25 protein-coding genes are annotated in these 25,934 nt (G+C 55.0%); 16 read left to right on the top strand and 9 right to left on the bottom strand.

The features are described from left to right. Positions 1–154 precede the first annotated feature (154 nt). Entirely contained in the window at positions 155–1,804 is a 1,650-nt protein-coding gene (locus PSR63_RS08370) for a vWA domain-containing protein (protein ID WP_274332343.1), read from the top strand. A 243-nt stretch (positions 1,805–2,047) separates the two neighbouring features. Here the strand turns inward: PSR63_RS08370 and PSR63_RS08365 are convergent, their stop codons facing one another. From PSR63_RS08365 to hemB, 5 genes are all read right to left on the bottom strand, one after another. Further along, positions 2,048–2,824 carry a DUF480 domain-containing protein gene (locus PSR63_RS08365; RefSeq protein ID WP_274332341.1) on the bottom strand — a complete coding sequence of 259 codons (777 nt, stop codon included), beginning with the start codon at positions 2,822–2,824 and terminating at the stop codon, positions 2,048–2,050. Positions 2,825–2,998: 174 nt separating this feature from the next. Next, positions 2,999–3,505: a DUF1569 domain-containing protein gene (locus PSR63_RS08360; protein WP_274332339.1), complete on the bottom strand. Its 507-nt coding sequence runs from the start codon at positions 3,503–3,505 to the stop codon at positions 2,999–3,001. Positions 3,506–3,702: 197 nt separating this feature from the next. Beyond that, positions 3,703–4,614 (bottom strand): TatD family hydrolase, encoded by a 912-nt coding sequence (locus PSR63_RS08355; protein ID WP_274332338.1) that lies wholly within the window; start codon positions 4,612–4,614, stop codon positions 3,703–3,705. Between the two features lie 68 nt (positions 4,615–4,682). Continuing rightward, complete coding sequence (locus PSR63_RS08350) at positions 4,683–5,552, bottom strand: EboA domain-containing protein (protein ID WP_274332336.1); 870 nt, start codon at positions 5,550–5,552, stop codon at positions 4,683–4,685. A 142-nt stretch (positions 5,553–5,694) separates the two neighbouring features. Then, positions 5,695–6,705, bottom strand: coding sequence for a porphobilinogen synthase (hemB, locus tag PSR63_RS08345; RefSeq protein ID WP_274332335.1), 1,011 nt, complete (start codon positions 6,703–6,705; stop codon positions 5,695–5,697). A gap of 403 nt (positions 6,706–7,108) precedes the next feature. Between hemB and folE2 the strand changes: the two genes are divergently transcribed. The 4 genes from folE2 to PSR63_RS08325 all read left to right on the top strand — a co-directional run bounded on the left by folE2 (position 7,109) and on the right by PSR63_RS08325 (position 9,919). Beyond that, complete coding sequence (gene folE2, locus PSR63_RS08340; protein WP_274332334.1) at positions 7,109–8,119, top strand: GTP cyclohydrolase FolE2; 1,011 nt, start codon at positions 7,109–7,111, stop codon at positions 8,117–8,119. A 36-nt stretch (positions 8,120–8,155) separates the two neighbouring features. Then, positions 8,156–9,094, top strand: a complete 939-nt coding sequence (locus tag PSR63_RS08335; protein ID WP_274332332.1) for a sugar phosphate isomerase/epimerase family protein — start codon at positions 8,156–8,158, stop codon at positions 9,092–9,094. Further along, positions 9,091–9,438, top strand: a complete 348-nt coding sequence (locus PSR63_RS08330; protein ID WP_274332331.1) for a nucleotide pyrophosphohydrolase — start codon at positions 9,091–9,093, stop codon at positions 9,436–9,438. Before PSR63_RS08335 ends, PSR63_RS08330 begins: the two co-directional genes overlap by 4 nt. A gap of 268 nt (positions 9,439–9,706) precedes the next feature. Further along, positions 9,707–9,919 (top strand): hypothetical protein, encoded by a 213-nt coding sequence (locus PSR63_RS08325; protein ID WP_274332330.1) that lies wholly within the window; start codon positions 9,707–9,709, stop codon positions 9,917–9,919. A gap of 208 nt (positions 9,920–10,127) precedes the next feature. Here the strand turns inward: PSR63_RS08325 and PSR63_RS08320 are convergent, their stop codons facing one another. Beyond that, positions 10,128–10,733 carry a hypothetical protein gene (locus tag PSR63_RS08320; RefSeq protein WP_274332329.1) on the bottom strand — a complete coding sequence of 202 codons (606 nt, stop codon included), beginning with the start codon at positions 10,731–10,733 and terminating at the stop codon, positions 10,128–10,130. A gap of 162 nt (positions 10,734–10,895) precedes the next feature. Here PSR63_RS08320 and PSR63_RS08315 point away from each other — a divergent pair, with 162 nt between their 5' ends. From PSR63_RS08315 to PSR63_RS08265, 11 genes are all read left to right on the top strand, one after another. Continuing rightward, positions 10,896–12,329 (top strand): sulfatase-like hydrolase/transferase, encoded by a 1,434-nt coding sequence (locus tag PSR63_RS08315; RefSeq protein ID WP_274332327.1) that lies wholly within the window; start codon positions 10,896–10,898, stop codon positions 12,327–12,329. Positions 12,330–12,944: 615 nt separating this feature from the next. Further along, positions 12,945–13,901, top strand: coding sequence for a DUF1559 domain-containing protein (locus tag PSR63_RS08310; RefSeq protein WP_274332325.1), 957 nt, complete (start codon positions 12,945–12,947; stop codon positions 13,899–13,901). A gap of 110 nt (positions 13,902–14,011) precedes the next feature. Beyond that, positions 14,012–14,422 (top strand): hypothetical protein, encoded by a 411-nt coding sequence (locus PSR63_RS08305; protein ID WP_274332323.1) that lies wholly within the window; start codon positions 14,012–14,014, stop codon positions 14,420–14,422. Positions 14,423–14,680: 258 nt separating this feature from the next. After that, positions 14,681–15,319: a DUF4272 domain-containing protein gene (locus tag PSR63_RS08300; RefSeq protein ID WP_274332321.1), complete on the top strand. Its 639-nt coding sequence runs from the start codon at positions 14,681–14,683 to the stop codon at positions 15,317–15,319. 181 nt (positions 15,320–15,500) lie between these two features. Beyond that, the gene (locus tag PSR63_RS08295) at positions 15,501–16,241 is read left to right on the top strand and encodes an SDR family oxidoreductase (protein ID WP_274332319.1); all 741 of its coding nucleotides are present in this window, start codon (positions 15,501–15,503) and stop codon (positions 16,239–16,241) included. A 487-nt stretch (positions 16,242–16,728) separates the two neighbouring features. Continuing rightward, positions 16,729–17,709: a DUF1559 domain-containing protein gene (locus PSR63_RS08290; protein ID WP_274332317.1), complete on the top strand. Its 981-nt coding sequence runs from the start codon at positions 16,729–16,731 to the stop codon at positions 17,707–17,709. 23 nt (positions 17,710–17,732) lie between these two features. Further along, positions 17,733–18,158 (top strand): carboxypeptidase-like regulatory domain-containing protein, encoded by a 426-nt coding sequence (locus PSR63_RS08285; RefSeq protein WP_274332315.1) that lies wholly within the window; start codon positions 17,733–17,735, stop codon positions 18,156–18,158. A 122-nt stretch (positions 18,159–18,280) separates the two neighbouring features. Beyond that, entirely contained in the window at positions 18,281–18,694 is a 414-nt protein-coding gene (locus PSR63_RS08280) for a hypothetical protein (RefSeq protein ID WP_274332313.1), read from the top strand. Between the two features lie 593 nt (positions 18,695–19,287). Beyond that, positions 19,288–20,301 (top strand): DUF1559 domain-containing protein, encoded by a 1,014-nt coding sequence (locus PSR63_RS08275; RefSeq protein WP_274332311.1) that lies wholly within the window; start codon positions 19,288–19,290, stop codon positions 20,299–20,301. Between the two features lie 171 nt (positions 20,302–20,472). Then, on the top strand, positions 20,473–20,886 hold the full coding sequence (locus tag PSR63_RS08270; RefSeq protein WP_274332309.1) for a hypothetical protein: 414 nt from the start codon (positions 20,473–20,475) through the stop codon (positions 20,884–20,886). Between the two features lie 116 nt (positions 20,887–21,002). Continuing rightward, positions 21,003–21,494, top strand: a complete 492-nt coding sequence (locus PSR63_RS08265; RefSeq protein ID WP_274332307.1) for a DUF1569 domain-containing protein — start codon at positions 21,003–21,005, stop codon at positions 21,492–21,494. Positions 21,495–21,499: 5 nt separating this feature from the next. Here the strand turns inward: PSR63_RS08265 and PSR63_RS08260 are convergent, their stop codons facing one another. The 3 genes from PSR63_RS08260 to PSR63_RS08250 form a co-directional block, all read right to left on the bottom strand. Continuing rightward, the gene (locus PSR63_RS08260; RefSeq protein WP_274332305.1) at positions 21,500–23,413 is read right to left on the bottom strand and encodes a M48 family metalloprotease; all 1,914 of its coding nucleotides are present in this window, start codon (positions 23,411–23,413) and stop codon (positions 21,500–21,502) included. Between the two features lie 117 nt (positions 23,414–23,530). Further along, the gene (locus PSR63_RS08255; RefSeq protein ID WP_274332303.1) at positions 23,531–25,120 is read right to left on the bottom strand and encodes a methyl-accepting chemotaxis protein; all 1,590 of its coding nucleotides are present in this window, start codon (positions 25,118–25,120) and stop codon (positions 23,531–23,533) included. After that, positions 25,113–25,796 carry a hypothetical protein gene (locus PSR63_RS08250; RefSeq protein ID WP_274332301.1) on the bottom strand — a complete coding sequence of 228 codons (684 nt, stop codon included), beginning with the start codon at positions 25,794–25,796 and terminating at the stop codon, positions 25,113–25,115. Before PSR63_RS08250 ends, PSR63_RS08255 begins: the two co-directional genes overlap by 8 nt. Between the last annotated feature and the right edge of the window lie 138 nt (positions 25,797–25,934).

Below are 25,934 nucleotides of genomic sequence, written 5' to 3'. Positions count from 1 at the left end.
AATCGTCTCAATTGCCAGTCCCTTAAAAATCAGCGCTATGGTGGGGATGCTGGCAAGGTTAATCTTGAACATCGACTCGACCCGACTGAAATGAGGGGTAGAATAAAAGTCGGTCGTCCTGCCTTGTTTCTCTTCTCTGGGAGCCTCTGAAGACATGCCTCGCCGAATGAATACTTTGAATAACGCCGCATTGGGATGGATCTCCGCGACGCTGATGGGCGTGGTGTTGTTGGCTGGTTGTGGTGAAAACGTCAAGTTTCGCAATCCACTGGCAAAGAAAGAGCCGGTCAAGCAGGCAGCTCCTGCGGCCAAGCCGGCTGCTCAGCCGAAAGCCGCCGCGAAACCGGTTCAGACGAAGGAAGCCCAGGCACGAAATACGATGATCCGCACGACCTCGCTGCGAGGTGGCGGTGCCAGCCGATTTGGCAGTGGCAAAACGGTGGGAGCCAATTCAAGCGTGGAAGAGAACGTCGAACGCTTGCGGACCGAAATTGCCAGCAGCATCGACTTCTCTCCAACGATGATCGTCTGGATTGTTGACTCGACCCTCAGCGCTTCCGAGTTGCGGGGATCTTGGGCAGGTGCGGCGAAGAAACTATACACCGACTTTCAAACCAATGGCCTTCCCGGTGGCAAGTCGGCCGAGGCGCTTTCGACGGCGATTGTCAGCTTTGGCGAGAAGACCGAATTCGTACTCGAACAGCCCACCACCGACTTTGGTGAAGTGATCGGCAAGCTTGGATCGATTCAGACCGACAACTCAGGCAAAGAAGCCACCTTCGCCACGATCGGCCAGGTCTTCGATAAGTATGGCCCCATCAAGCAGCAGCAAGCTCGCGAGCTGATGGTGGTCGTGGTTACCGACGAGGCCGGCGATGACTGGCAGCAGGTCGACGCCGTGGTCGAAAAGGCGAACTCAACCGGCGTACGCGTTTATGCGATTGGTGTGCCGGCCCCGATGGGACGCATGATGGCAGGCGTCGCTCCGCAGGAATCGCGTACCGATGGTATGCCTGCAATGTTGCAAGGCCCAGAGACTCGCTACTCGCAGCGGGTTGATATGAAGTTCAACAGCGGCGGTTTTGGTGGCGACGACGTCGACAGCGGTTACGGTCCTTTCGGCTTGAACTTCCTGGCCTATCAAACGCGTGGATCGTTTCTCGTGTCGCGGCTCCGTTCGTCTCCTTGGCCTGGCAGCGCCATTCGGTTTGATGATGAGGTGATGCGAAAGTATCCACCGCAGTTCCTGACCGATGCCCAGTATCAAGCCAAGCTGTCCGAGAACAAAGCCCTCGCGGCATTGCATCAAGCGGCGTCGCAAGGTCAGGTCGAAGCGATGACCTATCCAGCTTCTCAGTTTGTGGTGGAAGACGAAGCCCGACTGAAGAATGCTTTGGATGGCGCCCAGAGAATCGCGGCTCGCTTGGAACCAATGATCAATGCCATCTACGAGCCATTGGCCGAAGGGGAGAAGGATCGCGACAAGATCACCGACAAGCGTTGGCAGGCCAGCTACGATCTGGCTCTTGGTCGTGCTGCCGCGGTAAAGGCTCGCGTCGATGGTTACAACCAGATGCTCGCGATCTTGAAGGGGGGGCGAAAGTTCGAGGATCCTTCGCACGACACGTGGAACCTGGAGCCTGCTGATACGCTGGAAGAAGCCGGTAGCCGACTGGAAAAGACACGGCTTCAGGCCAAGGAGTATTTGGAGCGTGTCATCAAGGATCATCCCGACACGCCATGGGCCTACTTCGCCGAGAAAGAGCTCGAGACGCCCATCGGCTGGAAGTGGGTCGAATACTAGTCGACCTTCATGCCAGGTGTCGCTGCACTTGGTAAGTAGCGCAAAACAAAGGTCGACACCGCATACGACGGTGCCGACCCAAGCGGAACGCTTCACAGCGAGAGCCATTCTCGATCAAGGCCTCGCGTTCAGCAATTGGCACAGCGTCATACACCGGCTGATTCGTCAAAACTAAAACGCACCTTAAAGCGAAGTTAACCCGCAGTCAGGAACTACTTCTTTGTGGGGGAGGGTTGCTTGCTCTCAGGTCATGCTCGACCACAGGTCTTCCACGTCTTTCTTGACCCGCTCGAGTTCCGCTTTCAGGGCGGCTACTTCCTCGCGCAGCTGAGCGATCTCCGAGTTGTTAGAAGAGGGAGATGCCGCCGCAGCCGCTGGCGGAGGCGACGTTGGCTCCGGGTTCACCGGGCGCTGGACCGGTTGGGCAATGGAGGTCGCATCCGGTGGTTCGACAGGGGATTCGACGACACGGCCGCCACCATGCTGATTACGCTGTTCGGTCAGTTCCTTTTCCGAGAAGAGTCCGTGCGTAACGATTTGCCCTCGGCCTTTGGGGGTCAGCGGAATGACCAGTTTTTTGCGCTGTAGATCATCCAGGATCGGCTGCAGCGAGCCCATGTCCGGAATCTTGCCCATGCGAGCTGCCCGACCGCGAAGCTCGCCCACGGTTTGAGCGCCACGCAGTAGCAGTTCGGCCATCACAGCCAGCTCGTTGCCATCACAGCCGAGCCAATCCTTGGCATAGTGCCGAAACTTGACGACGCGACCGTCTCCGTGCACTTCGGCAACCGCACCCATATCGCGCAGCTGCTCGATGGCTTCTTCGACTTCCCAGCTTTCCAAGCTCAGCTGAGGATCGCGATTGCTCTTCTGATTGCTACCGGTCGTCAGGCCGTTAAGCGACATCGGGTAAGCGTCCGGCGTCGTCTTGGCCTTCTCGATCAACACGCCGAGCACGCGACGCTGGATCTTGGAAAGGGGACGCCAGGCTGGCTCAGGGGTTTGCATATCTTCAGACATGAGTGGGGTCTTTCCTGAAACGACACAACGAGGTTTGTCGCGCAGGATACGACGCTCCATCCCAAATGGCAAGGTCCGAAGGGGATCAACCTGAATAACGGCACAACGAATAGCGCGCGATTCGTTGTGCCGCGCATGATGGTCAACCGAGCTCGAACGGTGCGTCAGGTCCGCTTAGGCGGAGGCCTCTTTGGCAGCCGGAATCAGAAATTCCAGGTGATGCTGGCAGTGCCAGAGGTGCACCTTTCGCCACTCTTCGGCGGTCAGATTGCCAAAAAGTGGGGACGGCACAAACTGGGCGTTGGGGTCCATAATGCGCGAGATCGCGGCCTCGAGTTGAGGAATCGCATTCTGGTCCTCGGCCCATTCCCCAGGCGTAAACTCGGTCAGAGTTGGCAACTTGGCCGGCATCTGTTCATTCCGCAGGATCTTGCCAAGATGCATCATGCGGGCAAACGGGCGAACGATCACAGCATAGAAAGGAGCTGGCGGAAACCCGTCGAGCGACGCATCCATGAATCGCGATAAGTGTTCGCAGATTTGCCCAAGCGACCACTTGGCAACCCGGTGGTAACCTACGCGAGAAAGACTTCTTGCCTCACCAAGAACGTCTTCAAAGTTCTCGAGATGAAGCTCGCGCCGCGTCAATTTGTCGCTAGCGCCGTTGCGATGAAAGCTCATAACACACCGTAAGTAAGCTGGTCCAGTCATGGGGCCGCAAACGTAGCGTCCCCCAAAGGCAAAGTGCTGGGTGCCTCTGGATAGCGAAAGCCTGCGCGGTTCCGAACGCGCTTGCTTTACTTTGGTGCCTGGCGTCTCTGTTCAGTTGCTTCCCTTGCGGGAAACCGTTCCTTCGCGTAGCTGGAAGACGTATGAGCTTATTGAATGATACGATCGTCTTCTGGCTTATCGACTCGAGGAGCCTGGCCGCCCCGCAGAACGCTATTCCCTTCAAACAACGTACGTTGATCGATGGGTTCTGGGTCCAACCAATCCGATTCCTCGAACTGACCGCTCGGACTATAAGCAGCCAAAGCGTTCTTGTAACAGGTTAACTCAACGTGTTCTTCGGGGACACCCCGCTCTAGCATCAAATTGCCAGTTTTCGGGACGGCTAACGGATCCGAAACACCCCAATCGGCGGACGAATCGACAATGATTCTCTCCGGACCATATTTCTTTACGATCTCGACCATGCGTTCGTTCCCCATCTTGGTCTTGGGGTAGATGGTGAACGCGGCCCAGTAGCCTCTACGAAGGACCTCTTCACAGGTCTCCTCATTGTTGTGGTCGATAACCACCAAGTGGGGTGGTATTTCGTGTTCCTCGATAATGTCCATGCTGCGGTAGGTGCCCTGCTTTTTGTTGCGGTGGGGCGTGTGGATCAGCACCGGCAGATCGACTTCCTTGGCCATCTCCAACTGCAGCCGCAGGTACTTTTCTTCCAGAGCGGTCATGTCGTCGAAGCCAATTTCACCAACCGCTACCACGTTCTCTTTGGCGAGAAACAGCGGCATGATCTCCATGACCTGCTCGGCGAGCGCTTCGTTGTTGGCTTCCTTCGAGTTCAGCCCGATCGTGCAGTAGTGGCGAATGCCAAACTGAGCCGCGCGGAATTTCTCGAAGCCGACCAGGCTGCTGAAGTAGTCCTGGAACGAACCGACGTTGGTCCGTGGCTGCCCCAACCAGAATGCCGGCTCGATAATCGCCGCCACGCCAGCAGCAGCCATCGCTTCGTAGTCGTCAGTCGTACGCGAGGTAACGTGAATGTGGGGGTCGATGAATTTCATGATTAGTTTTCAGTTTTCGGTGTTCAGTTTTCAGCAAGGCATCCAGCGGCATGGGTACCATGCAGGTGCTAGTATGCTTGCTGGGCAATCTCGCGCCAGGTGATTTCACCGTTCTCGGCACGCTTGGCAATCTCTGGATTCGTTTTCAGGATAACGTCGGCTTCGTCTGAGGCGGTGGAAACCAAAGCCAGTGCGATAGCAGATTGTTCGAGCTGCTCGCCGGACGCATACAGTGCTTTCATGTCTTCTAATGCTATTTCATCGGCAAACGGGGCAGCGACTCGCCACAACTCTACCGGAATCGGTCGCTTGGCCGCGCGGCGTTCGTGGGCGAAGTCGATCAGCATGCGAGCCAGTTCCGGGTTCACACGGCGGTCGAGCCCTTCGATCGGATCTAAAGCGGCACCGATGAACAACGCCTTGAGAACCATCTGGTTCCAGGACTGCTCCGACATCAGTTCCATCGGCAGCGGATTGTTGTGGGCTATCGACTCGAAGATCGACTTAACGTTGGTGCGGGTGCCATCGCATAGGCGATCGTCGAACAGCTCTTGATGAGGCAAGAGTTGCAGCGCCTGGTATAGACAGATCTGCTCGCGAATCTCGGCCGTCTGAAAGAGCTTCTCGAGCGTCGCATAAAACGCGGCGTCATCTTCCGACGGCAGCGACATCAGTAGCAAAACACGTGCTGCCTGATCGATCGTCCATGTGTGCGGCATCCAGCCTGGTCGCGCCTCGGCGGCGTCGTTCAAATCGCGCTCGGTCAGCTGAAGATCGGCTTTGCCAACCTTCCGCGGAGCAAACCCAAAGGACATGTACAGCGATTTAAGATCGCCGGTAGCGACCGCTTCGCGCTGCGTGTCGAGCCAGGCTTGGCCTGCATCAGAAGCCTGACGCAGAATCCAATTCTCTAACAGTTGAACCGGGGTGTAAGACATATGGTCGACCTGATCGTCAAGTGATGGTTCCCTGGCCGCTAAGTCAAACGCTGGGGGACCTCATTTAGCCTAAATCTTGAAACACCGAGAAGCAAGGTCGCAGGGGATGCGGCGTGAGTTCCCGTTGTTGGATGTAAAATGTCTAACCCTTCTTCAGCATTTCGGCTGCTTTAGGGGCGAAGTAAGTCAGGATGCCATCGGCACCGGCACGCTTGAATGCCATCAGGCTTTCCAGCATGGTCTTGTCGAGGTCGAGCCAGCCGTTGCCGGCCGCGGCGTGCAGCATGGCGTACTCGCCGGAAACCTGATAGACGTACGTGGGTTGACCGAACGTTTCTTTCACGCGCTGCACAATGTCGAGGTAAGGCATCCCTGGTTTGACCATCACCATGTCGGCGCCTTCCTTGATGTCGAGGGCTACTTCCCGCAGCGCCTCGTCGGTGTTGGCTGGATCCATCTGATAGGTCTTCTTGTCGCCGCCGCCAAGATTACCGGACGAACCCACGGCATCGCGGAACGGGCCATAGAATGCCGAAGCATACTTGGCCGCGTACGACATAATCTGTACGTGCTGATAGCCGTCACCATCGAGCGCCTTGCGAATGGCGCCGATGCGTCCGTCCATCATGTCGCTCGGGGCGATGATGTCGCAGCCGGCCTGGGCCTGGACGATCGACTGTTGGCACAGCATCTCAACCGTTTCGTCGTTGACCACATAGCCATCTTTGACCAAGCCATCTTGCCCGTGGCTGGAATAGGGATCGAGGGCCACGTCGCACAGGATGCCGACATTCAGCTTCAGTTCTTTGATCGCTCGAACCGACTGACAAACAAGGTTATCGGGATTGACCCCTTCTTCGCACTCAGGCGTCTTCAGTTCGTTGGGGGTCGCGGGAAACAGAGCAACTACCGGCATGCCAAGCTCCTCGGCACGTTGGGCTGCTTCGACCGCGAGGTCAATGGTCAGGCGGTCGACGCCAGGCAGCGACGGGATGGCCGTCTTGGTGGCCTTTCCGGGTTGAACGAAGATGGGCCAAATCAGATCGTCAACGGTCAGATGGTTCTCTCGCACTAACCGCCTCGACCATTCGGTTTGCCGATTCCGGCGAGGGCGATAGTTGGGGTAATCTCCGAGCGGACCCGTGGCAGTCATAATTGCGATCTTATGCGTGGGGTTATCAGGGGTGGATTGACTTTTGCAGCTGGTTGGAAACGATTGTCAATAAATAAGTTATCGACAATTCAGGCGATCGGCCACGAAAGGAATTGTTGAGCCCAACGAGACCTCAGACAACAATAGTAGGTCGGAGGTGGGATACTACTTAGTGTACTCAGTTTTCCGCCCCGGGGGCAGCATAAGTTGCCTGTAACGCTCTGGTTGGGGGTGGCATCCTAACATGGGCATCCTGGTATGGGTTATGATATAGCCCCGCCAGGCCTAGGCTGCCATCTGAGCGAATGCCCGAGAATTAGCGGTTGCCGAGATTTGAATTTCCCGGTCTTGCACTTTGGCAAGTTCCAACCGCACACGAATATACTCCGCCAAGGAAACGTAGATGTCCACCGATTCGCCCCTATCCTCGCAATCGCCTTCGGCCACCCCACTCACGGCAGATGCGACTCGACCACTGGCAATGGATACGTCCCCACGGCTGCTGCCGGATGTCGCTAACGACACCGCTCCGCAGTTTCAATCGTCGATCGACCGCGTGGGTATGTCCGGCATCGAGGTAGCCATTTTGGTGCGCGGTGAAGATGACGTGCTGATGCGAACGCCGGCCAAAGTCGACGCGTACGTCAGCCTCGACGATCCCGCGACCAAGGGCATCCATATGTCGCGGCTCTACCTGAGCCTGCAGAACGAACTGCACACTGAGTTCTCGCGCAAGCAGATCGAACGCATTCTGGGCCGCTTCCTGGAAACGCACAGCGAGATGAGTCAGTCGGCTTACTTGCAGTTCTCTTTCGAGCACATGATTCAGCGGGCCTCGCTCCTGTCGGACAACACCGCTTGGCGAAGCTATCCGATCCAGGTCGAGGCGCTCAAGCAGGGTGACTCGGTCAAGTATCGCGTGCACGTGCGGCTGACCTATTCGAGTGCCTGCCCGTGCTCGGCGGCGCTTTCGCGACAACTGCTGCAGCAGCAATTTGAAGAACAGTTCTACGGTCACAACTGGATGAGCGCGGCCACTGTGCTCAATTGGTTGGGCTCGAACAGTACGTTGATCGCGGTTCCGCATAGCCAACGAAGCCATGCCGATATTACCGTCGACCTGGACGACTCGCGCGAAGACTTGCCGATCGACGAGATCATTCAACGCGTCGAAGGTGTTTTGAACACGGCCGTTCAAGCCGCGGTGAAGCGAGCCGATGAACAAGAGTTTGCTCGACTCAATGGCGAGAACCTGATGTTCTGCGAAGACGCCGCACGACGCATGAAGTCGGCCATCGACCCCATGCCAGGCGTGATCGACTACCGCGTTCAGGCAAGCCACTTTGAAAGCCTTCACCCGCACGACGCGGTTGCCATCGTTGTCAAAGGTATTCCTGGCGGCATGGTACCGTAGGAAGCTCACCGGCCTTAACCAAAGATTGAGAAGCTCATGCTCAGTCGCCGTGCATTCACCCAACAAGCTGCCGCCCTGGCAGCTTGTTCGCCGTTTCTTGCTACCAGCTCACTACTGAAGGCCGCCGAAGCAGCCGACGTTCCGATCTTTACGCAGCAGTACCCTTGGGGCACGTTTTATCGCCGCAGCAAAAAAGACGCGAGCGATCTAAACACGATGCTGGCCGAAGTGAAATCGTGCGGCTTGGTCGGCTACGAGCCGATCGCTGGTTCGCCACAACAGATGAAAACCATTGCCGAGGCAGCGAAGAAACACGACCTGAAAGTTGAGTCGCTGTACGTCAACAGTACGCTGCATGATCCTGCCCAGGCAGCGGCGAGCATTCAATCTGTTCTCGACATTGCGGCCGCGGCGAAAGATGCCTGCGGGACTCGGATCATCGTGACCAACCCAAGTCCTATTCAATGGGGTGGCAAACAGAATAAGTCGGACGAGCAGCTGCGAACGCAGGCTGAGTCACTCGATCAGCTGGGAGCCCAACTGCGTAAGAATGGTCAACAGTTGGCATATCACAACCACGATATTGAACTACGCGAGGGTGCCCGAGAGCTGCATCACATGCTGGCATCGACCGATCCCAACAACGTCAAGTTCTGTTTGGATGCACATTGGATCTTTCGCGGGTGTGGTAACTCGGAAGTCGCCGTGTTTGATGTGGCTCGGCTTTACAAGAACCGCATCGTCGAACTGCATCTGCGGCAATCGCACGATGGGGTCTGGGACGAAGCCTTTGGTTCCGGCGACATCAACTATGATCAGCTCGCCGACATGCTGTTGGATCTGGATACGCCACCGCTGTTGGTGTTAGAACAGGCAGTCGAAGGGCAATCGCCCAACACGGCTACCGCAGTCGAGGCCCACACGGTTGGCCGAGAATATGCTCAGAAAACCTTTGCGAAACTCATTGCCCAGTGACACAGCCTGAAAACTCTCTTACGCTTCGCCAGGCCCAGGACGACGTCGATCAGTGGATTCAGACGATCGGCGTACGATACTTCTCGGAGCTCACGAACCTGGCCCAGTTGATGGAAGAAGTGGGCGAAGTTGCTCGCGTCATTTCACGAACCTACGGCGAGCAAAGCTTCAAAGCGTCTGACGAGAAAGTCGAACTGTCGGACGAACTTGCGGACGTGTTGTTCGTGGTGATCTGTCTAGCAAATCAAACAGGTGTCGACCTGACCGAGGCCCTACGCCGGAACCTGGAAAAGAAGACCAAGCGTGACGCGACCAGGCACCAGGAAAACGAGAAGCTGAAGTAGCATTCACACGGCATGATCGCCCCAGATCGCAATATCCATACTTTCGGGGTACTGGCTTTTGGCTGTGAAAAATGGTACGATACGTGTTGCTGTGGAAAAACTGGCGCATTCCTACCAGGGGCATGAAGCTATCTTGGGGGCAAAGCGTTCTTTTTTCCGGCCCAAATCGCATGATTGCCCGGCAGCAGCAACCCCGACTTTATGGATAGAGTCGCCAATTTAATAGCAGGAGGCTGAGCTCTTCGAATCCTTCTCATAGGAGCTTCCCATGCTGACCGAAGGCGAAAAGAAAGTCCTCAGAACATTCCGCCAGTACTTGATGGATCCAGGCCGAATGCTCTGCTTCACCGGTCCGATGCTCGCGACCCACAGTAAATCACTCACCAAGCTGGTCAAACGGGAATACTTGGTTCCTGAATCGTTCAAAGGCGCTTACAGCCTGACGCAATCTGGCTTCGAAGCCATGCGAACTTGCAAGTAACGACCCAGGCAAAGGTCGCTTTACCATATTCGGGTGTCGGGATGACTTCCAAAAAGGTCGACCCGACACCCGTTTTTCGTAATGATTAAAGGTACCTCACTGCCACCTGGCTACCCGCATACCCGGGTCAAGTGGCAAGGAAGCCACTTGTCTCTTTTTCAACCGGTGATCTCTTAATTTTGATCGCATGCGATCATGGAAGTGTTACTTAACGTTCCGCGTAATTCTTCCACATTGCAAGATACTCATGTGCGGCTTGGGACTGGGAAGTCTTTGCGATGCGTTCCATCTGGTGCAGCAGGGCTCGCTCGACTCGTTTCAGCCACAGCGACTCAGGATTGTCGAACGTGAACTCGGCGGCGAACTCATTCGTTTTGATCGCCAGGTGATAGTTGATTCCATCGAGCGAGTAGCCGCTGGTGTTCTCGGTCAGATCGATTTGATTGAGCTCAGCCCAGAGGGCATCGTTCGGGATGGTAGCCACCGCGATCTCTTTCAACTCTTGTCGCTCTCTATTGGGAATCGCAAATAGGCCTTTCCATTTGCCTCGCCCTAGCTCGCCGGAGTCGTCGAATCGTTGGGTATGAATGATCGTCATTAGGCCCATGCCATCAAAGGCCGGCATGATCGCGACTTGCCAAAAGTACATCAGCCAGTGGTAGTCGGAGTCCGGCACTTTCCATCGCCCCAGACGCAATTCCGAGAGTTCCAAAGCCTCGGCGATTTGCGAATGGTAAGGCTGGAAGACTTCGGACAAAATCGACATGATGGCCTGGCCATGAAAGTGTTCGACATTGCAATGGCTGTGATTCACCAGATGACTTATTCTAAGGGGCTGTTGTCGCGTGTGTCTCTCATTTTGCTGAGGAATCGGTGACACGCGACTCATGAAGGGCATTAGCGAGCAAGCTTGATTGAGCTCGAAGAAATTCAATTATCTGTGTCCAATTCGGCGAAGTTCGGCTCTAGGACTATAATGACCGGAGTCCTCTTCGCACCTCTATTGCCCAGCCCTGCCATGTTTTGCTTGCCCAAACTTGTTCGTTTGTCCGTTCTGGTTCTCTGTCTGCTTAGTACTACTTCCCTGCGTGCAGAAACTGCCAAGCCGAACATTGTCTTCATTCTGACCGACGATCACCGCTGGGACGGGCTCACGGTCGCTGGCAACGAGAAGATCAAAACACCTAATCTCGACAAGCTATGCGAGGCAGGCACGCGCTTTGAGAACGCCTTTGTGACGCTGGCTATTTGCTCGCCGAGCCGGGCTGCTTGTTTGACGGGGCGTTACGGGAGCCGCAATGGAGTGACGGCCGTCGGGCATGCTTCCCTTCGTAAAGGAGAACCAACCTTTGCACGTGCACTGAAGGAAGTTGGCTACACGACCGGCGTGACCGGGAAGTGGCATTTGGGGAATTCACCCAGTGCGTGTGGTTTCGATTTTGCTTCCACATGTTGGTCCAATGGCACGTGGTACAACCGCGAGTTCACGATTGATGGTAAGAAGCGAAAGATGCCTGGTTTCGTCGACGATGTGGCGGTCGATGAGTCGCTGTGTTTTCTGGATCAAGCGGCCCAGGCTGACAAGCCGTTCGCGCTGTGGCTATGTACACAGGTTCCGCATATGGACCACAAACATACCTGGCCGGCGAAGCAGGAGTACATGGATCAGTACGATGTCGAAGCGATGCCGCTGGCCGAAACGTGGGACGATGACCTGTCAGGCAAGCCGGCATATCTGGAGACATCGCGTAGCCGTACTCAGGCACTGAAGTATGGCTATGATGACCCGCAGAACATTCGCAAGCACACGCGAGACTACTACGCGAGTGTTCATCAAATGGATACCGCGGTGGGGAAGTTTCTGGACGAACTCGATCGACGTGGACTGCGTGAGAACACGTGGATCATTCTGATGGGCGACAACGGCTGGATGCTGGGCGAACACGGCTTCACCAGCAAGGTGCTCGCCTACGAAGAATCGATGCGAGTTCCCATGGCAGTTGTTGGGCCAGGACTAAAGCCACAGGTTCGGGACGAGCTGGTGCTGAATATCGACCTGACGGCGATGATCTACCAACTGGCCGGGCTTGAAGTACCAAGTTCGCTGCATGGCCGCAGCGTCTTGCCGATCGTGCAGGGAGAGACACCCAGCGACTGGCGAACCAGCTTCCTTTACGAAGCTCCGACACCGCAGCTAGGAAGCAAGCCACTGTGGGCAGTGCGTGATGCGCGGTGGAAGTATATCGAAACCGAACTGGGTAACGGTCAGGTCTTTCGTGAACTCTACGACCTGAATTCCGACGCGATCGAAACCAAGAACCTGGCAGACGAATCAAGTCATGCCGATCTTATTGCTGAATTCAGTCAGCAGCTTAAGGCCTATCTGAAGGGGCTCGCGCACAGCAATTAGCCAGTTGGGGGTCGATTGCGGAAAAGCGAGAAACGCGTGCGCAAAAAATAGTTGTACCTCCCTGCCGTTTCGATAGAACGTTCTTAGCGTAAGTGACTTTCTGCCCCGCTAGTGATTTTTCGATCAGATTTCCCTTAGGTGATCAAACAAAAGTCTGGTTCTCTGGCGGGGGGAGTGTGGCGCAATCGACACGGCAAGATTTGAAGATCAAATCGATGTTCTTTGCGGTCATCTCGAAGAAATGAAGAAAATTGCGCAGAAAAAGATTGCAATGCGATTTCGAAACAGATAGCTTCTGAATTCGTAGATATCACGGGTTAGTTTCGGTCAACTCGATCCTGGAACGGAGATGAGACCGACGTTCAACCGCACAACTGGTCCTGCAAGGCCTGTGCGGTCGTTTAGAAGCGGCCTACCTGGCAGTGTGTGGTCATTTTATGGCCACACATTCCTGTGGGTAGCGTTTAGGCGGTCGGTTTGAGGGTTGTTGGTGAAATAGCAACGGGGGATTCTTTTACCCAGGGCGAGAAGCTCAGGTAAAGCTTCTGTCCCCACGCTGTTATCCCCATCGACCATGTTTTCATCTTTTAATTCATCGTTTCGTTGGAGGTTTCTATGAAATCAACTAGACCCCGAAGCCTTGGCTTCACGCTCGTTGAACTGTTGGTGGTCATCGCCATCATTGGTGTCTTGATCGCACTTCTTTTGCCTGCCGTCCAGCAAGCACGCGAAGCCGCGCGGCGGATGCAGTGCACCAATCATCTCAAGCAGATCGGCCTCGCGTTTCACAACTATCACGACACCTTCGGCAAGTTCAGCTGCGGTGCCCGCGGTATGGATGACTGGGCCCTCAAGAACGGGTCGAACTGGCGAACGGCCATTCTCCCCATGATGGAACAGGGGAACATTTACGACCAACTCGATTTCAGCGGAAGCTTCGCCGGCAATAACTATTCCGGAAACGAAGTTCTGAAGGATCTGATCGTGGATGGGTTCTTGTGTCCGTCCAGCACGCTTCCTGCCATTGATACTTCGGTTGGGAATAACACGTGGGGCATGTGCCATCACTATGTCGGCTTGCAGGGTGCGGCACCAACGGTGCCAGGCAATGTCGGCGGTTACCAAGACTGCAATCACGGTTGGTCATGCAACAACGGGTTGCTCTCGCCCAATGAATATCGCAGCTTCCGAGATGCCACCGATGGTTCGTCCAATACGCTCTTGATCGCCGAGCAGTCAGGCCTGACCAACAAGTTGAATCGCACAGCGAACTACTATGGTGGTTGGCACGGAGCACGTAATTATGGCTACGTAGGCAATAGCACGGTCGGATGTAGCGACTTGTGGCAGTCGGGCACGACCTGCGTGCGATTTGCGATCAACTCGGACATTATTCAAACGGGTGCTACCGATACGACGTATCGCAATAACACGATTCTGAATTCATTTCATCCCGGGGGTATCAATGCGATGTGCCTGGATGGGAGCGTGCACTTCATTCCCGAGACGATCGACTTCGACATGTTGAAGCGGCTTGCCGTTCGGCATGACGGTCAATCGGTAAGTTTCTAGTCTCGTGGAATTGTTCTTTGGGTTATCTGAGTCATCCATCGCAGCCTAAGGCGAAGCTCCGATGGATGGCTTGTGTCTCATCAAGCCTGAAGCAACCGAAAGGAAATGTGATGAATCAGAATCTATGGAAGCTCTCACTTCTGGCGATGTTCACGCTGGTGGCCGCCGGGTGCGGTCAAGGCCCTGGCTATCCTGTAGGAAAGGTGCAGGGGACGCTGACCCTGAAGGGAAAGCCCGTCACCGAGAACGTGGAAGTCTTCCTCATGAACCATCAAACGGGCTTTGCCTACAAAGCAGCCATTGGTGACGGAGGCGCGTTTGAAGTCGAAGAGCCAGTGCGGGTCGGCGAGTACATCGCCTACCTTCAGCCGGCCGTCGATATGAGCCTGGATATGAATGGGCCCCCGACGCCAACCTCGGCGATCTCGAAGATCCCCAAGAAGTACACCAACGATGTGGGTAGTGATCTGAAGGTCGCCGTCGTCGAAGGGGACAACGAGGTCATGCTCGACATGAAATAGCCAATTCTGCGCTGCACCAAGGTTGGAAGTCACGGCCAGGGCCCATCGAAGGAAGATGGGCCCTGGCTTTTTTATTGAAATCTCCTGGACATGTGGCGCTATTTTGAACGATCTTACGCGAATTCGTTCGCTCTGTTAGCATGTTTCCGGACATTGCCGACCCGGCAAAACGTCCTGCGTCGAGCGAAATCCCCCATGCACGATTGGCCGCGTACCAACGCCCAGTTGCTTTCTCAATTCCCGAAGATGGAACGAATAATGGAACCTGAGACAATCCGCAAGCAAAGCTTGACCAAGTCAAAGAAGCTGGGCTATCCGATCAACCCGGATTTGCCGCTGTTGGGCGATATCGCCATTCGTCGGACGCAAGAGGAACTGCTCGACCGCATGCTGTGCCTGTTTACCTGCGTAGCATGCTCGTTTGGGTTTCCCAAGCAGTTGGGATGGTCTTGGCTGGCCCAGGAAGGGCTGCTCGAAAAGGTCACGCCAGAGGAATCGGCCTTTTTGCGAAACAAGGATGACAGCCTGCTCGACAAGTACGCGCCGCATGTTGAGACCGTATGGACGCTTGCCTGGATTGGGCAGGTACACGACTCCCTGGAGTTCGATCAAACGTGCACCAACGATATGGTGACGATGTTTCCAAATTTGAAGGCTTCGGCGTCGAGTGAGAGGTTTCGCAATAAGTGTCAGTTGCGATCGATTGAAGAAATCGCTCCGAAGCTTGATCTGGCCTACTGCATTCACTGGGCAATCCAGCACGAAACCGACAACCAACTTGAACTGCCCAAGAAGCCAATGCGACTGCGGCCGTATATCATCATCAATCGACGGCATGCGCTGGAGTGGCTGTTCTGCGAAGAAGCCTGGGATGATGTGCCCATGGATATTGATTAGCGCGTGGCGAACGAACGGACGATGGCTGCGCGATACGGTGGACGACGAAGTGTGTTCTTTCCTGTCCAAGCCATGATTCCAGCTGGCGGATTCGAAACGTACGACTTGGGTTGATTGGCTGCCGAAAAGCTTCATCATTTCTCAATACAGCCCAATGTCTGGAAGCAAGGAAAGAGTCGGTATGCGCAAGTTGGAAAACAAGGTAGCGATCGTCACGGGTGGTTCGCGCGGGATCGGAGCCAACATCTGCGAGAGCCTGGCGGCCGCCGGTACCAGCGTAGTCGTTAACTATGCGAGTAACGAGAATGCGGCGGCTGAAGTGGTCTCTCGCATCGAGTCCGCTGGTGGTAAGGCAGTCGCCGTTCAGGCCGATGTCTCTCAGTCTGCAGATGTGGCGAAGCTGTTTGATGTTGCCGAAAAGGAATTCGGGAAGGTCGACATTCTCGTGAACAACGCCGGCATCGTTCATTACGAAACGATCGAAGATACGACCGACGAGCAGTTCGCTCGGCTCATCGAGGTCAACGTCAGCGGCGTTTTCTACGGGATGCGAGAAGCGTCCAAACGCCTGGCCGATGGTGGAAGGGTCATTTCTATCTCTTCATCGGCGGCACTCATGTTCCTGCCGACCTATGGCCCCTACTGTGCGACGAAGGGAGCGATCGAGCAGCTTTCGCGAAGTCTGGCCAAGGAGTTGGGGGCTCGCGCGATTACGTCGAACATTGTCTCGCCAGGGCCTACGGAAACAGATTTGTTTCTGGGCAACAACGAAGAAGAGAAGATCGATCGCATGCGAAAGTTGGCCGCCCTAGGACGCCTCGGGAAGCCAGAAGACATGGGGCCGGTCATCGTTTTTCTCGCCAGTGAAGATAGCGGCTGGATCACGGGGCAGGTCATTCCAGTCAACGGCGGTACTGCTTGAACGCTGGCGAAATCTTCAATTGCCTGCCGGCGCGCGAAAAACAACAGAGGTGTGATAATTTCCCTTGCCCCTCTTTTGGCGAGCTGGGCTCATGGTTTGTCCTTTGGCAGCTGCGGATGGCCCTGTTCCCCACAGAATAATGGGTTTGTGCTCGATGATATCTCGGGGAAGCATCCTTTTTGGGCAGTTGTCGAACTTGCGTGCTACCGCCCTGGGCATGCCATGTCAGGGAAAGTCTCGTTGCTAACTATTCTTGTGTAAATTTGTCGCTATGGATGTCACATCAGCGGGGCGCATGCCTTCTCTATGTCTATTGTAGTGGCGTTCGCATTTCCCGTGATGATAAGTTTCTACGGGAATCCTCAAGCGGAAGCGATGTTTTTCATCAAAGGAACAAGATTTGAATATACGTCGTGCGGCAGATCCCCTAATGGTACCGCATATGCCATTGGGTTCTCGAAATCATTCTTACATCCGGAGAAGAGACATGTCCCGCATCACTCGAAGTCGTCACGGCTTCACCCTCGTTGAGTTGTTGGTGGTGATCGCCATCATCGGCGTCTTGATTGCCTTGTTGCTGCCGGCCGTTCAACAGGCTCGAGAAGCCGCCCGCCGCATTCAGTGCACCAATCACCAGAAGCAGATTGGTCTGGCGCTGCACAACTATCACGACACGTATGGAAAGCTACCGTACAACGCGGTGCCACAGAGCGACACTGGCGCTCGACAGCGCGGCCCATCGTGGCTGACGCGTCTGCTTCCGTTCATGGAGCAGAACGCGGCTTACGATCAGTTCGAGTTCAGCGGCGACTGGACGATGCAGGACGGTCCGAGTCCGAATGCTGCGATTCTTGGACAGCTTCGTGTGCCTGGATACAACTGTCCTTCCAGCCCACTGCCAAGCGTCGAAACGCAGGCGACCAATTCCAATGGAAATGTGGAACTGCAATTGACCAACTACGTTGGCATCACGGGTTCGTACTACCAGGGCGGCACGACCGCGACTGTTTCCACCTCTCCGCAAGACAGCAGCTACGGCGACTCGGTCTACAACGGCATGATCGTTCCGTTGAACGGCAAGAGTAACGCGATTAGTCTGGCGGCAGTCACCGATGGAACCAGCAATACCATGATGGTGAGCGAGCAGAGCGATTATTTCTACAACTCCTCCGGCAGCAAGGTTTACCGTCGAAGCTCGGGGCATGCGGGACGTACCTGGGGCAACGGTGGCGGTGCTGGAACCTGGACGGCCAACGTCACAACCATTCGTTACCCGATTGCCACCGAAGGTGGTAACGGTAATGCCGCGCACTACAACGTGAATGTTGCTCTCGTCTCGGCTCACCCGGGAGGTGTCTTGATGACATTGGGCGATGCTTCGGTCAGCTTCCTTGCCGAGACCGTCGACTTCGCCGTTCTGACGGGCCTTGCCGATCGCCAGGATGGAAACGTCCTGGGCGAGTACTAAAGCTGGTATTTTGATGGAGTCAAATGAACATCATGCGTTTTACAGCCAGGCAGTTCGGATTCTGTGCAGCACTGACCATCGTTCTCGTTGCCGTCGGTTGCAGCCAGGAGGATTATGGAGACCTCGGTAAGGTCACCGGCACGGTTACTTTGGATGGCAAGCCGTATCCGAATGCTGTCGTTAGGTTCTCGCCTGAGAAAGGTCGTCCTTCAACTGCGGTTACCGATGACACGGGAAGCTACGAACTCACCTATATCCGCACCACGAAAGGGGCGGAGCCTGGTGAGCATCGCGTTGCCATTTCGACCGAACCGCCAACGGTCGACGACAACTACAAAGGTCCAAAATTCAAAGACCCGATTCCCGTTCGGTACAACCGCCGCAGCGAACTGACTCGCACGGTGGAGTTGGGACCCAACGAGTTTGACTTTGAATTGAAGTCCAAATAACCGACTTGAAATCTGAATCTCATGAAGACGCCTTGGCATCTGATGGCCAAGGCGTCTTTTTCTTTCTTGCCGTTGGGCATTAGGATGGAGCGACCGCTTCCCAATAGTTGCACGGATTGCCAATGATTGAAGAACAAGAACCTCTGCCGAATGTGCCTGAGCCAGACGAGCCTTATCGGCGGCCGGTCGATACGATGAGCTTGCCCCAGGTCGAAGCTGAACTGCGAGACCTTTTTGGTGGGGCGATAATGTATCTTTTGATTCCCATCTTTCTGGTGGCGCTAAGCACGACGACGATCGTCGCCACTCCCTTCTTTGTACGTGTGCTGCCTGCGGCCGCGATCATCTTCGTGGGGTATTGGGTTCTGCAGAAGGCTTACATACCCATGCTGAAAGAAGCGCCAGAGACCTCCTTGCAGTACCTCCGGGTGGTGTCTTGGTTGGGGGGTGGCATTATGAGTACATCTCATGAAAGAGTGCTATCTCTGTGTGCGAAACGGGCTCAATTTATGGATAGCGATTCGTCCGAATCGTAAAGGATTGAAGGGCGCGTGATTGGCCATAAGCCAGGTTGTGAATCGTGTGCTTGTGGCAACGTTTGTTTCGACGCATTTGGGTCTACCAGGCAGCTTTTCACAGAAGAAGCAGATGCCTGTCAATGGGGAGTTAAGCTGCCTTAACTCCATGATATCTATAGATAGTGGGCTATCATGCGGAACGGCCCAAAATTTAGCCACCCGGCAGTTAGGCAAAAATTGCAGAGAATGGGAAGAATGTTATCGCAACAATTCACAACCATCTTTGGCGGCTGCAAGACTCCTGTTTAGGAAGGCATCTTCTCCATTAAGGGGATGACAGGAGTGTCAGAGAAATTAGTTTTTTATAGTTGGGTGATTGATACTCGTGAAGATAAGAAACTCGAGTATAAAGAATCACGCAGCGCTTTTCATGCAGTAAGATTCTTCATCAATCTCTCTGCTTATCGCTGGGTTGACCGGCCAATAGAGGCACGGAGGTTTTTAACCTTCGGGGTCGGAATTCCGGTTCTCGCTTTTGGTTTCGCGGGGGCTCATTTCCACATCTCGGTTCTATTTCTTGTATCTCTCTGGGAACAGAGAAGGAGACGTACGTGACTCATTCTTGGAATGCCCGCCGGGGTTTTACCCTGGTGGAACTGCTTGTTGTGATCGCCATTATTGGCGTGCTGATCGCTTTGCTTCTGCCAGCCGTTCAGCAGGCTCGTGAAGCCGCCCGTCGTATCCAGTGCAACAACCAACTGAAGCAACTCGGTTTGGCCATGCACAACTACCACGACACCTACCTGAAGATGCCATTCAATGCAGCACAGATCGGATCGAGCGGTACCGCTCCATCGTTCTTCGTGCGTCTGCTTCCATTCGTCGAGCAGGGTGCTGCTTACGACCAGCTGATCTGGACCGGCTTCAACGGCGGTTCGTTCATTGGCGACAACAGCTCGACGACCAATCCTGTTTTGACTCAACTGCGTGTTGATGGTCTTTACTGCCCATCGAGCCCGCTGCCCGAAGTTGCCAGCAATTTCCAGCTGACCAGCTACTGTGGCATCGGTGGTACCGCACAGAAGTGGAACGGTACCGCTGTTGTGAACATTGACTCGACCAAGAAGTCGCAGTACTACAACGGTATGGTTGTGGCTCGCGGTGACGGCTCGAATGCGATCAACATGTCTGCTGCTACCGACGGTACGAGCAACACCATGATGATCAGCGAAAACAGCAACTACTTCTACGATGCCAATCGCGTGAAGCAGTCGGACACCATTCGTACCACCTACGGTACCGGCGGTGCCTGGAACGGTATCGGTTTCACGGCTACTTCGTCGTCCGGCAGCTTGGCTACCGCTCAGAACATCACCACGATCGACGTCGATCCTAGCTTCACCGCTCCTTACACCGGTGGTATCAACTCGGCCGCTAACAGCAGCAGCCCAGCCAACGGAAGTGCACAAAACGAGGTTTCCATTCCTCTGAACTCGGCTCACCCAGGTGGTGTGCTGACCGTGCTGACCGACGGTTCGTGCCAGTTCCTTTCGGAAACGGTTGCTAACCAAGTGCTGGTGAGCCTGGCCAACCGCCAAGACGGTTCGGTCATTCCAGAATATTAATGTTCTGACGACCGCTGATAGATCAATAAGAAGCGAGGATGCCGCTGGTGTCCTCGCTTTTTTCATGCGCCGAGCGATTTGCCTGCGATTGATTTGAACGTGGCTGAGACGAAGAATTCCTATGTAAGGGGGAAGGTATCGCAGGCACTCTCATCGATTTGAGGCTCTCTTATGGTCCCCCTGTTGCTAACATGTGCGTGGCTGGGCGCAATCCCCACCGATCCGGCTGTCTTGGATCGAGTTGATCTTGTCGAGCTGAATCACGTCTACGACTCCTCAGGACGTCCGGTTCTGGACCAGGTCATCTTCTACCAGTGGAGCCACGTCGATGCTCGCTATCAGGTAATCGCCTGGCGTCTACTACGCAGGCCGGGGCAGATTCCGCGGCGCGATTGGAACCAGCGAGTCTACGTGTCTCGTTGGTTCGATACCGACCTACTTCGCAAAGTGATTGCATTGCAGCGCCGCGAAACATGGACCACCTACGATCCAGAAATGGCCGAGCGAACCATCTATCCGATCGAATACCGCCGCGAGCTGGCGACCAGAACGCGTTGGGATACTAAGTCTGATTCGCGAAGGTAGGTTTCTTTTTCACCGCTTGATCGTTAAGAAGTGTATCGTGGGCAACAGACGTTTGGGTGACGAGGAGCGATCCTGGAATCAACGGCAAGGCTCTTCAGATTCGGGGAACAGAAGGCATGACGATCAATACGAAGAAGGTAGCAGGGCGACGGGATCTGCATTACTCGACCCTTCAAGATGTTCTGGCAGATGCACAGGAACTGGCAGCGGCTGGCTCGGTGCAGACGCTTGGGAACTGGACACCAGCTCAGGTCTTCGAGCATCTGGCCAAGGCATTCGAGATGTCGCTGGACGGAGCCACGTTTCAGGCACCACTTCCGCTGCGATGGGTCGCTCAGACGTTTCTCAAGAAGAACCTGCTTACCAAGGGAGTTCCTTCCGGTTTCAAGGCCAACGGTCAGGTCATGCCGGGTGATGTACCGACCGAAGAAGGGCTGGCTCACTTGGAAGATGCGGTCGGGCGGTATCTCCTGGAGCCTCAGAGAGCGAAGCATCCGCTGTTGGGCAATTTAAGCCAGGAAGAGTGGACGCAATTTCACTTGCGACACTGCGAGATGCATATGAGCTTTCTGAAGATCGGGGTAGGCGAGCCGTCCGAGGTCTCTTGACCGCTTTATTCCATGGAGAAGGTCTCGTTGCTCAGGGGGGCATCGGGCAGGGGGTTGTCCTCCTGTTGCAGGCTTGCCTGGTAGGCGATCGCAGTGGCCGCGCGACCATAGTACTGCTCCATGGTTCCGATCAATTCATTCATCTCGTTTTGCTTCTTGCTCACGGGCAACTTGATCGTTTGGCTCTTGCCATCTCGCTTCACGACTATATCGAGACGTGTTCCCCATTCGGTTTCCAGAGTGATCCCTTCGATCTCTCGGTAATACAGAGGTTGGTCCCAGTCTTCGTAGACAACCCTTTCAAAGTTAAATTGGACCGCGCGATCTTTGGCGGCGGTTCGTTCAACAGGCGGGAAGAACTTCTCGACGAGTTCCTGTTCCGCTTCGTTCGAGGGAATGTAGCGGTAGGCCAGAACCTGTTCGTGAAATTGGCGGAAGCGTTCTTCGTAATGATTCCACTGGGCACGCTCAAGCTCATCGGCCCCATCAATCTTCTCGAACCAAGGACCGAGTGAATCGTCGTACAACGCGTCACGCATCGCGTCGGGGGATGCGCGAAATCCGAGTGCTTCTAAACGTTGCTGCAGTGGTGGATGAGAATCGAAGGGATGCGCGGTTGCCAGTTGTCCTACGTCTCGCTTGTCAACAAACGCAGTAGTAAAGCCTTGAAAGCCACCGTCGATCCGCTGGGACAGATTCACTTGCTCGTGCGCTTCTTCGGCCTCGAAGAACTCTTGTTCTAGTTCATTGCGATACTGAGAGTAGGCCGTAATGCGTAGCAAGGCATGGGCCATCGACTCCGGCGAGGTCTTTTCCGACGCCAGACGATCGGCCCTGAATTCACGCTGACGACTCAGTTTGCCCAGCGAGAGTTCGTACAGGGCGCGGAACATGACGGCGAAGTAGAAGACCGGACGCGAGATGCCTCCTTCATACAGCCCTTGCAAGTAATGACCATATCGTGACAAGAGTGGGGAGATCTTCTGTGTGTACGTGGTATCGTTTCCGCTGAAGTGGGCCAGTTCGTGAAGCAGCACGGCGTCGGCTTCCTGGTGAGGTAGTTTCTTTAGCAGCGAAAGGCTGACAAACAGCGTACGTCCGGTGACCGTGCGTAGGTCTTGATTTGCATGACCGGCAACTTGAACGGGCATCTGGGTGACGAAGAAGTTGTCGTCGATGCCCGCGATCACGTGGTCTGGCGGAGCGGTCCCCATCGAGTCGCTTAGTCGCTCCAGGTCGTGCCATAGCGCCGGAGCCATCTCACGTGTGATTTCTTCTCCTTCAATAACAAAGTTGTCGTCGACCTTCTTGAAGATGGCTGCGATCACGGCACCGACCGCACAGAGACCGATGATGCCGATGATAAACAGCAGCTTGACGATAAAGATATTGAAGAAGAACGCTGGTATCCAGAAGGAGAGGGAAAAGACAAGCAGCGCCTGGGCGATGACTTCCAGCGTGCAGAATATCCGCAGGGTATGCCAACCAAGTAGCAGGCTGTAATACTGCATCCACTGTGATTTGAGCGACAGCAGGACGGTCAGCCCTGTCAGCATGAACGCCCCGATACCAGCCAGAATGCAGAACCAGGAGATACGAATCGCCCAGATGATCGACAGGTTGTAGTAAAGATATTCGGTAGGGAGTTGGGATCGCCAGGCGGCAACTTCCGGATCGTCGATGACCAACAGCCACGAAAGGGGCGTGTTCTGGGCCGCCTCGATGTTCTGCGCCTTCTCTGCCGGCGTCATCGTTGCGTCCGCGTTGATCTCGGCGATCGCCGCCTCAAGAAACTCCTGGTCGTACGTCGACTGGACGTATTCGTAGAAGAACAGGCAAACGATCGGAATCAAAAAGAGAGCAAGCGCCGGGTAGACATATGTTTTGACGAACCCGAGGCTAGATACGTCATTTTGCATGGGACGAGCCTGGTGATGAGGAGGAGACTGCACGAAGCCGTACAACGTGCAGTATAGGAAACCCTCCGTCAACAACAAGCAAAAGCCGTATCTTGCCCGATAGAGCCTTGGCCCACCCTAGGTCACGATCGAGTTCTCCGGCGTTGGGTCATTCTCCAGGAACTGGAATTGATGGACGCAATCGCGAAGTTCCCTGGCCAGTTCTGCTAGATTGTCGCCTTCACTGGAAACCTGGTGGCCATTCTGCTCTGTCGTGAGATGAATCTCCTTGAGGCTGCCAACTCGGGTTTGCAGCCGTTGGGAAGATTCTGATTGGGCAGCGGTAAGCTTGGCGATGGCATTCGTTTCCGAGCTGATTGACTGCACAGCCGAGCAAACGTCTTTGAATTGACTTGCAGTGCGACTGCTCTTCTCGACGCCAACTTGAATGTGCTCTCGGGTTTGTTGAATCAGCTGAGTGACCCGAGTGATGTTTTCATCACAGCTGCCCGCGAGTTCTTTGACTTGCTGCGCAACCACGGCGAAACCGCGTCCCGCTTCGCCTGAGCGAGCGGCTTCGATCGAGGCATTGAGCGCCAACAGGTTGGTTTGCTTGGCAAGTTCCTGGATCGTTCCAATCGTGGCGATCATTTCGTCGGCACTGGCTTCGATGTTCTTCATCGAAAGCTCGGTTTCGGAAAGGCTGGCTTCTCCCTGTTGGGCAATCTCGCTGGCCGAGGTGGTCACCGATTCCGTTCGCATGACATTTTCGCGAATGGCTTGAATCGCTTCGTTCAGGGTGGAGACTTCCTGTTGGATCGCTTCGAGCGATTCGCCTTGAGTTTGGATGCCATACGATAGGGTCGACGAGCTCGAATGCAAGTGTCCCGAGCTGGCAGAGACTCCGTTGACGCTACGGCTGAACGTGGCAATCACACGATTCCACGACTCAATCGTACGACTGAGATCGGTCCGCAGGGACTGGACCAGCCCATCCTGGACGTTGGGGATTTCGACGGTCAAGTCGCCATGAGCGGCACGGTCGAAGACAGGTCGTAGCTGATCGATCGCTTCGCGTAAGACGGTATGTTGGCGGCGGTTAGCGATCTGCTCGCGAACTTGCGTATTGGAAGTTTTCAGTGACGAATAGATACCGACAAGCAAGACGGCGTCTTCAATCACGACCCATGCCGCGTGTTCCAGGGCCAGGAACAAAGCTGGGTCCGACATTCCGAAGATCGAATCTGGCCAAAGCAACGCACGCGTCAGGTGATCGACGGCGGTGAACAAGGTGGCCGTGAGCAAAACAAGTGGGTCGCGATACAGCGATAAGAATGCGAGCGAAGCAAACACGTGAAAGTGGACTTCGGTGCGACCACCGCTGATATGGATAAACAGAGCCGAGAAGCCTGCTTGCGAGATTGCCATGACGTAGCGAGTCAAAGGTTGCTCACCACGATACCAGCCCAGATAGGCAGGGATAACGCCCAGCAAGACGGCCAGGATCGAGGAAGCGATCACATGTACGTGGATACTTGCTTGAGCACCCGCCCAGGTCGTTGGCGTAAGGAAGATCGCCATGCCCAACGCGATGATCGCTTGAAGGATCATCAGTCCCGAAAACAGGCGATTGGTATGGGCATCGGCCTTTTGCTCTTCAGCGTGTAAAAGGCTGGCTTCTTCCTGGTCGAGTCCAAGGTATTGTGGAAACAGGAGCTTCTTAAGCACGGCAACGTCCTTTACAGCAGGGCGGCAATAGGGGCTTGTTGACTTCATTGCGATCGTCTTCCGATGGTTCGGGAGACTCCAGGAATAGAGGGCACCCAAAAACAGGGTAGGTATCGTTCGTTTGTTGGCCATTCAAAGCGGCTTGAAGACTCGCTAGGCCGGCACTAGCGCCCTGATGTCCGCGACTGGATGTGACGCCTCCGCTGAACTGCAAGGCTCCGTTGGCATCGAACAGTAAACAGTGGCCACTGGTCATCGCTTGAAAGCGGTGAGTTTCCTGGCTATCGGTGTCGTGGAACAGCGAAACGTTGTTTCGCATTTGCCAGTCGTTCAGACGCTGACGGCACGAACCGAAGTCGTTAGTATTCGCAGAGCTTGTTTCCTCGTCTCCGATGCACACCAGGTGGATCGACAGCGACGGATCCGATGCGATCGTCTCCAGGTTATCCAGGGTCGCCCGACTGCACGGGCAACCGGGGTGGACAAAGACGAGCAAAGTCGGTGAATCGACAGATCGCTCGAGGCTTGAGTTCGCTGGCCATTGGCTGGGAGGTAATGACTCGGGGCCCTGCTTGCTTCCATAGACCCCCAGCGAACCAAAAACCAGCGTCACCGCGGCTAGCCAGATGGCAAACGCGACAACGGAAGACTTCGATTTGGAGGTTGCGGAGTTCACGGCGGATGTTCCTACGAATGAAAAACGTATGCACGAACGTAGGTTAAATAATGCCGCGTTGAGAAAAATTGCGGTGAACCGGGAGTCAATATGGTCCCTGATTTAATGCCAGAAAATAGGTGGCATTTTGCTTAGTGT

The sequence above is a fragment of the Bremerella sp. P1 genome (assembly GCF_028748185.1).
Taxonomy (GTDB): domain Bacteria; phylum Planctomycetota; class Planctomycetia; order Pirellulales; family Pirellulaceae; genus Bremerella.
Note: the sequence above shows the minus strand (reverse complement) of the source record. Positions and strands in the feature narration are given on the sequence as shown.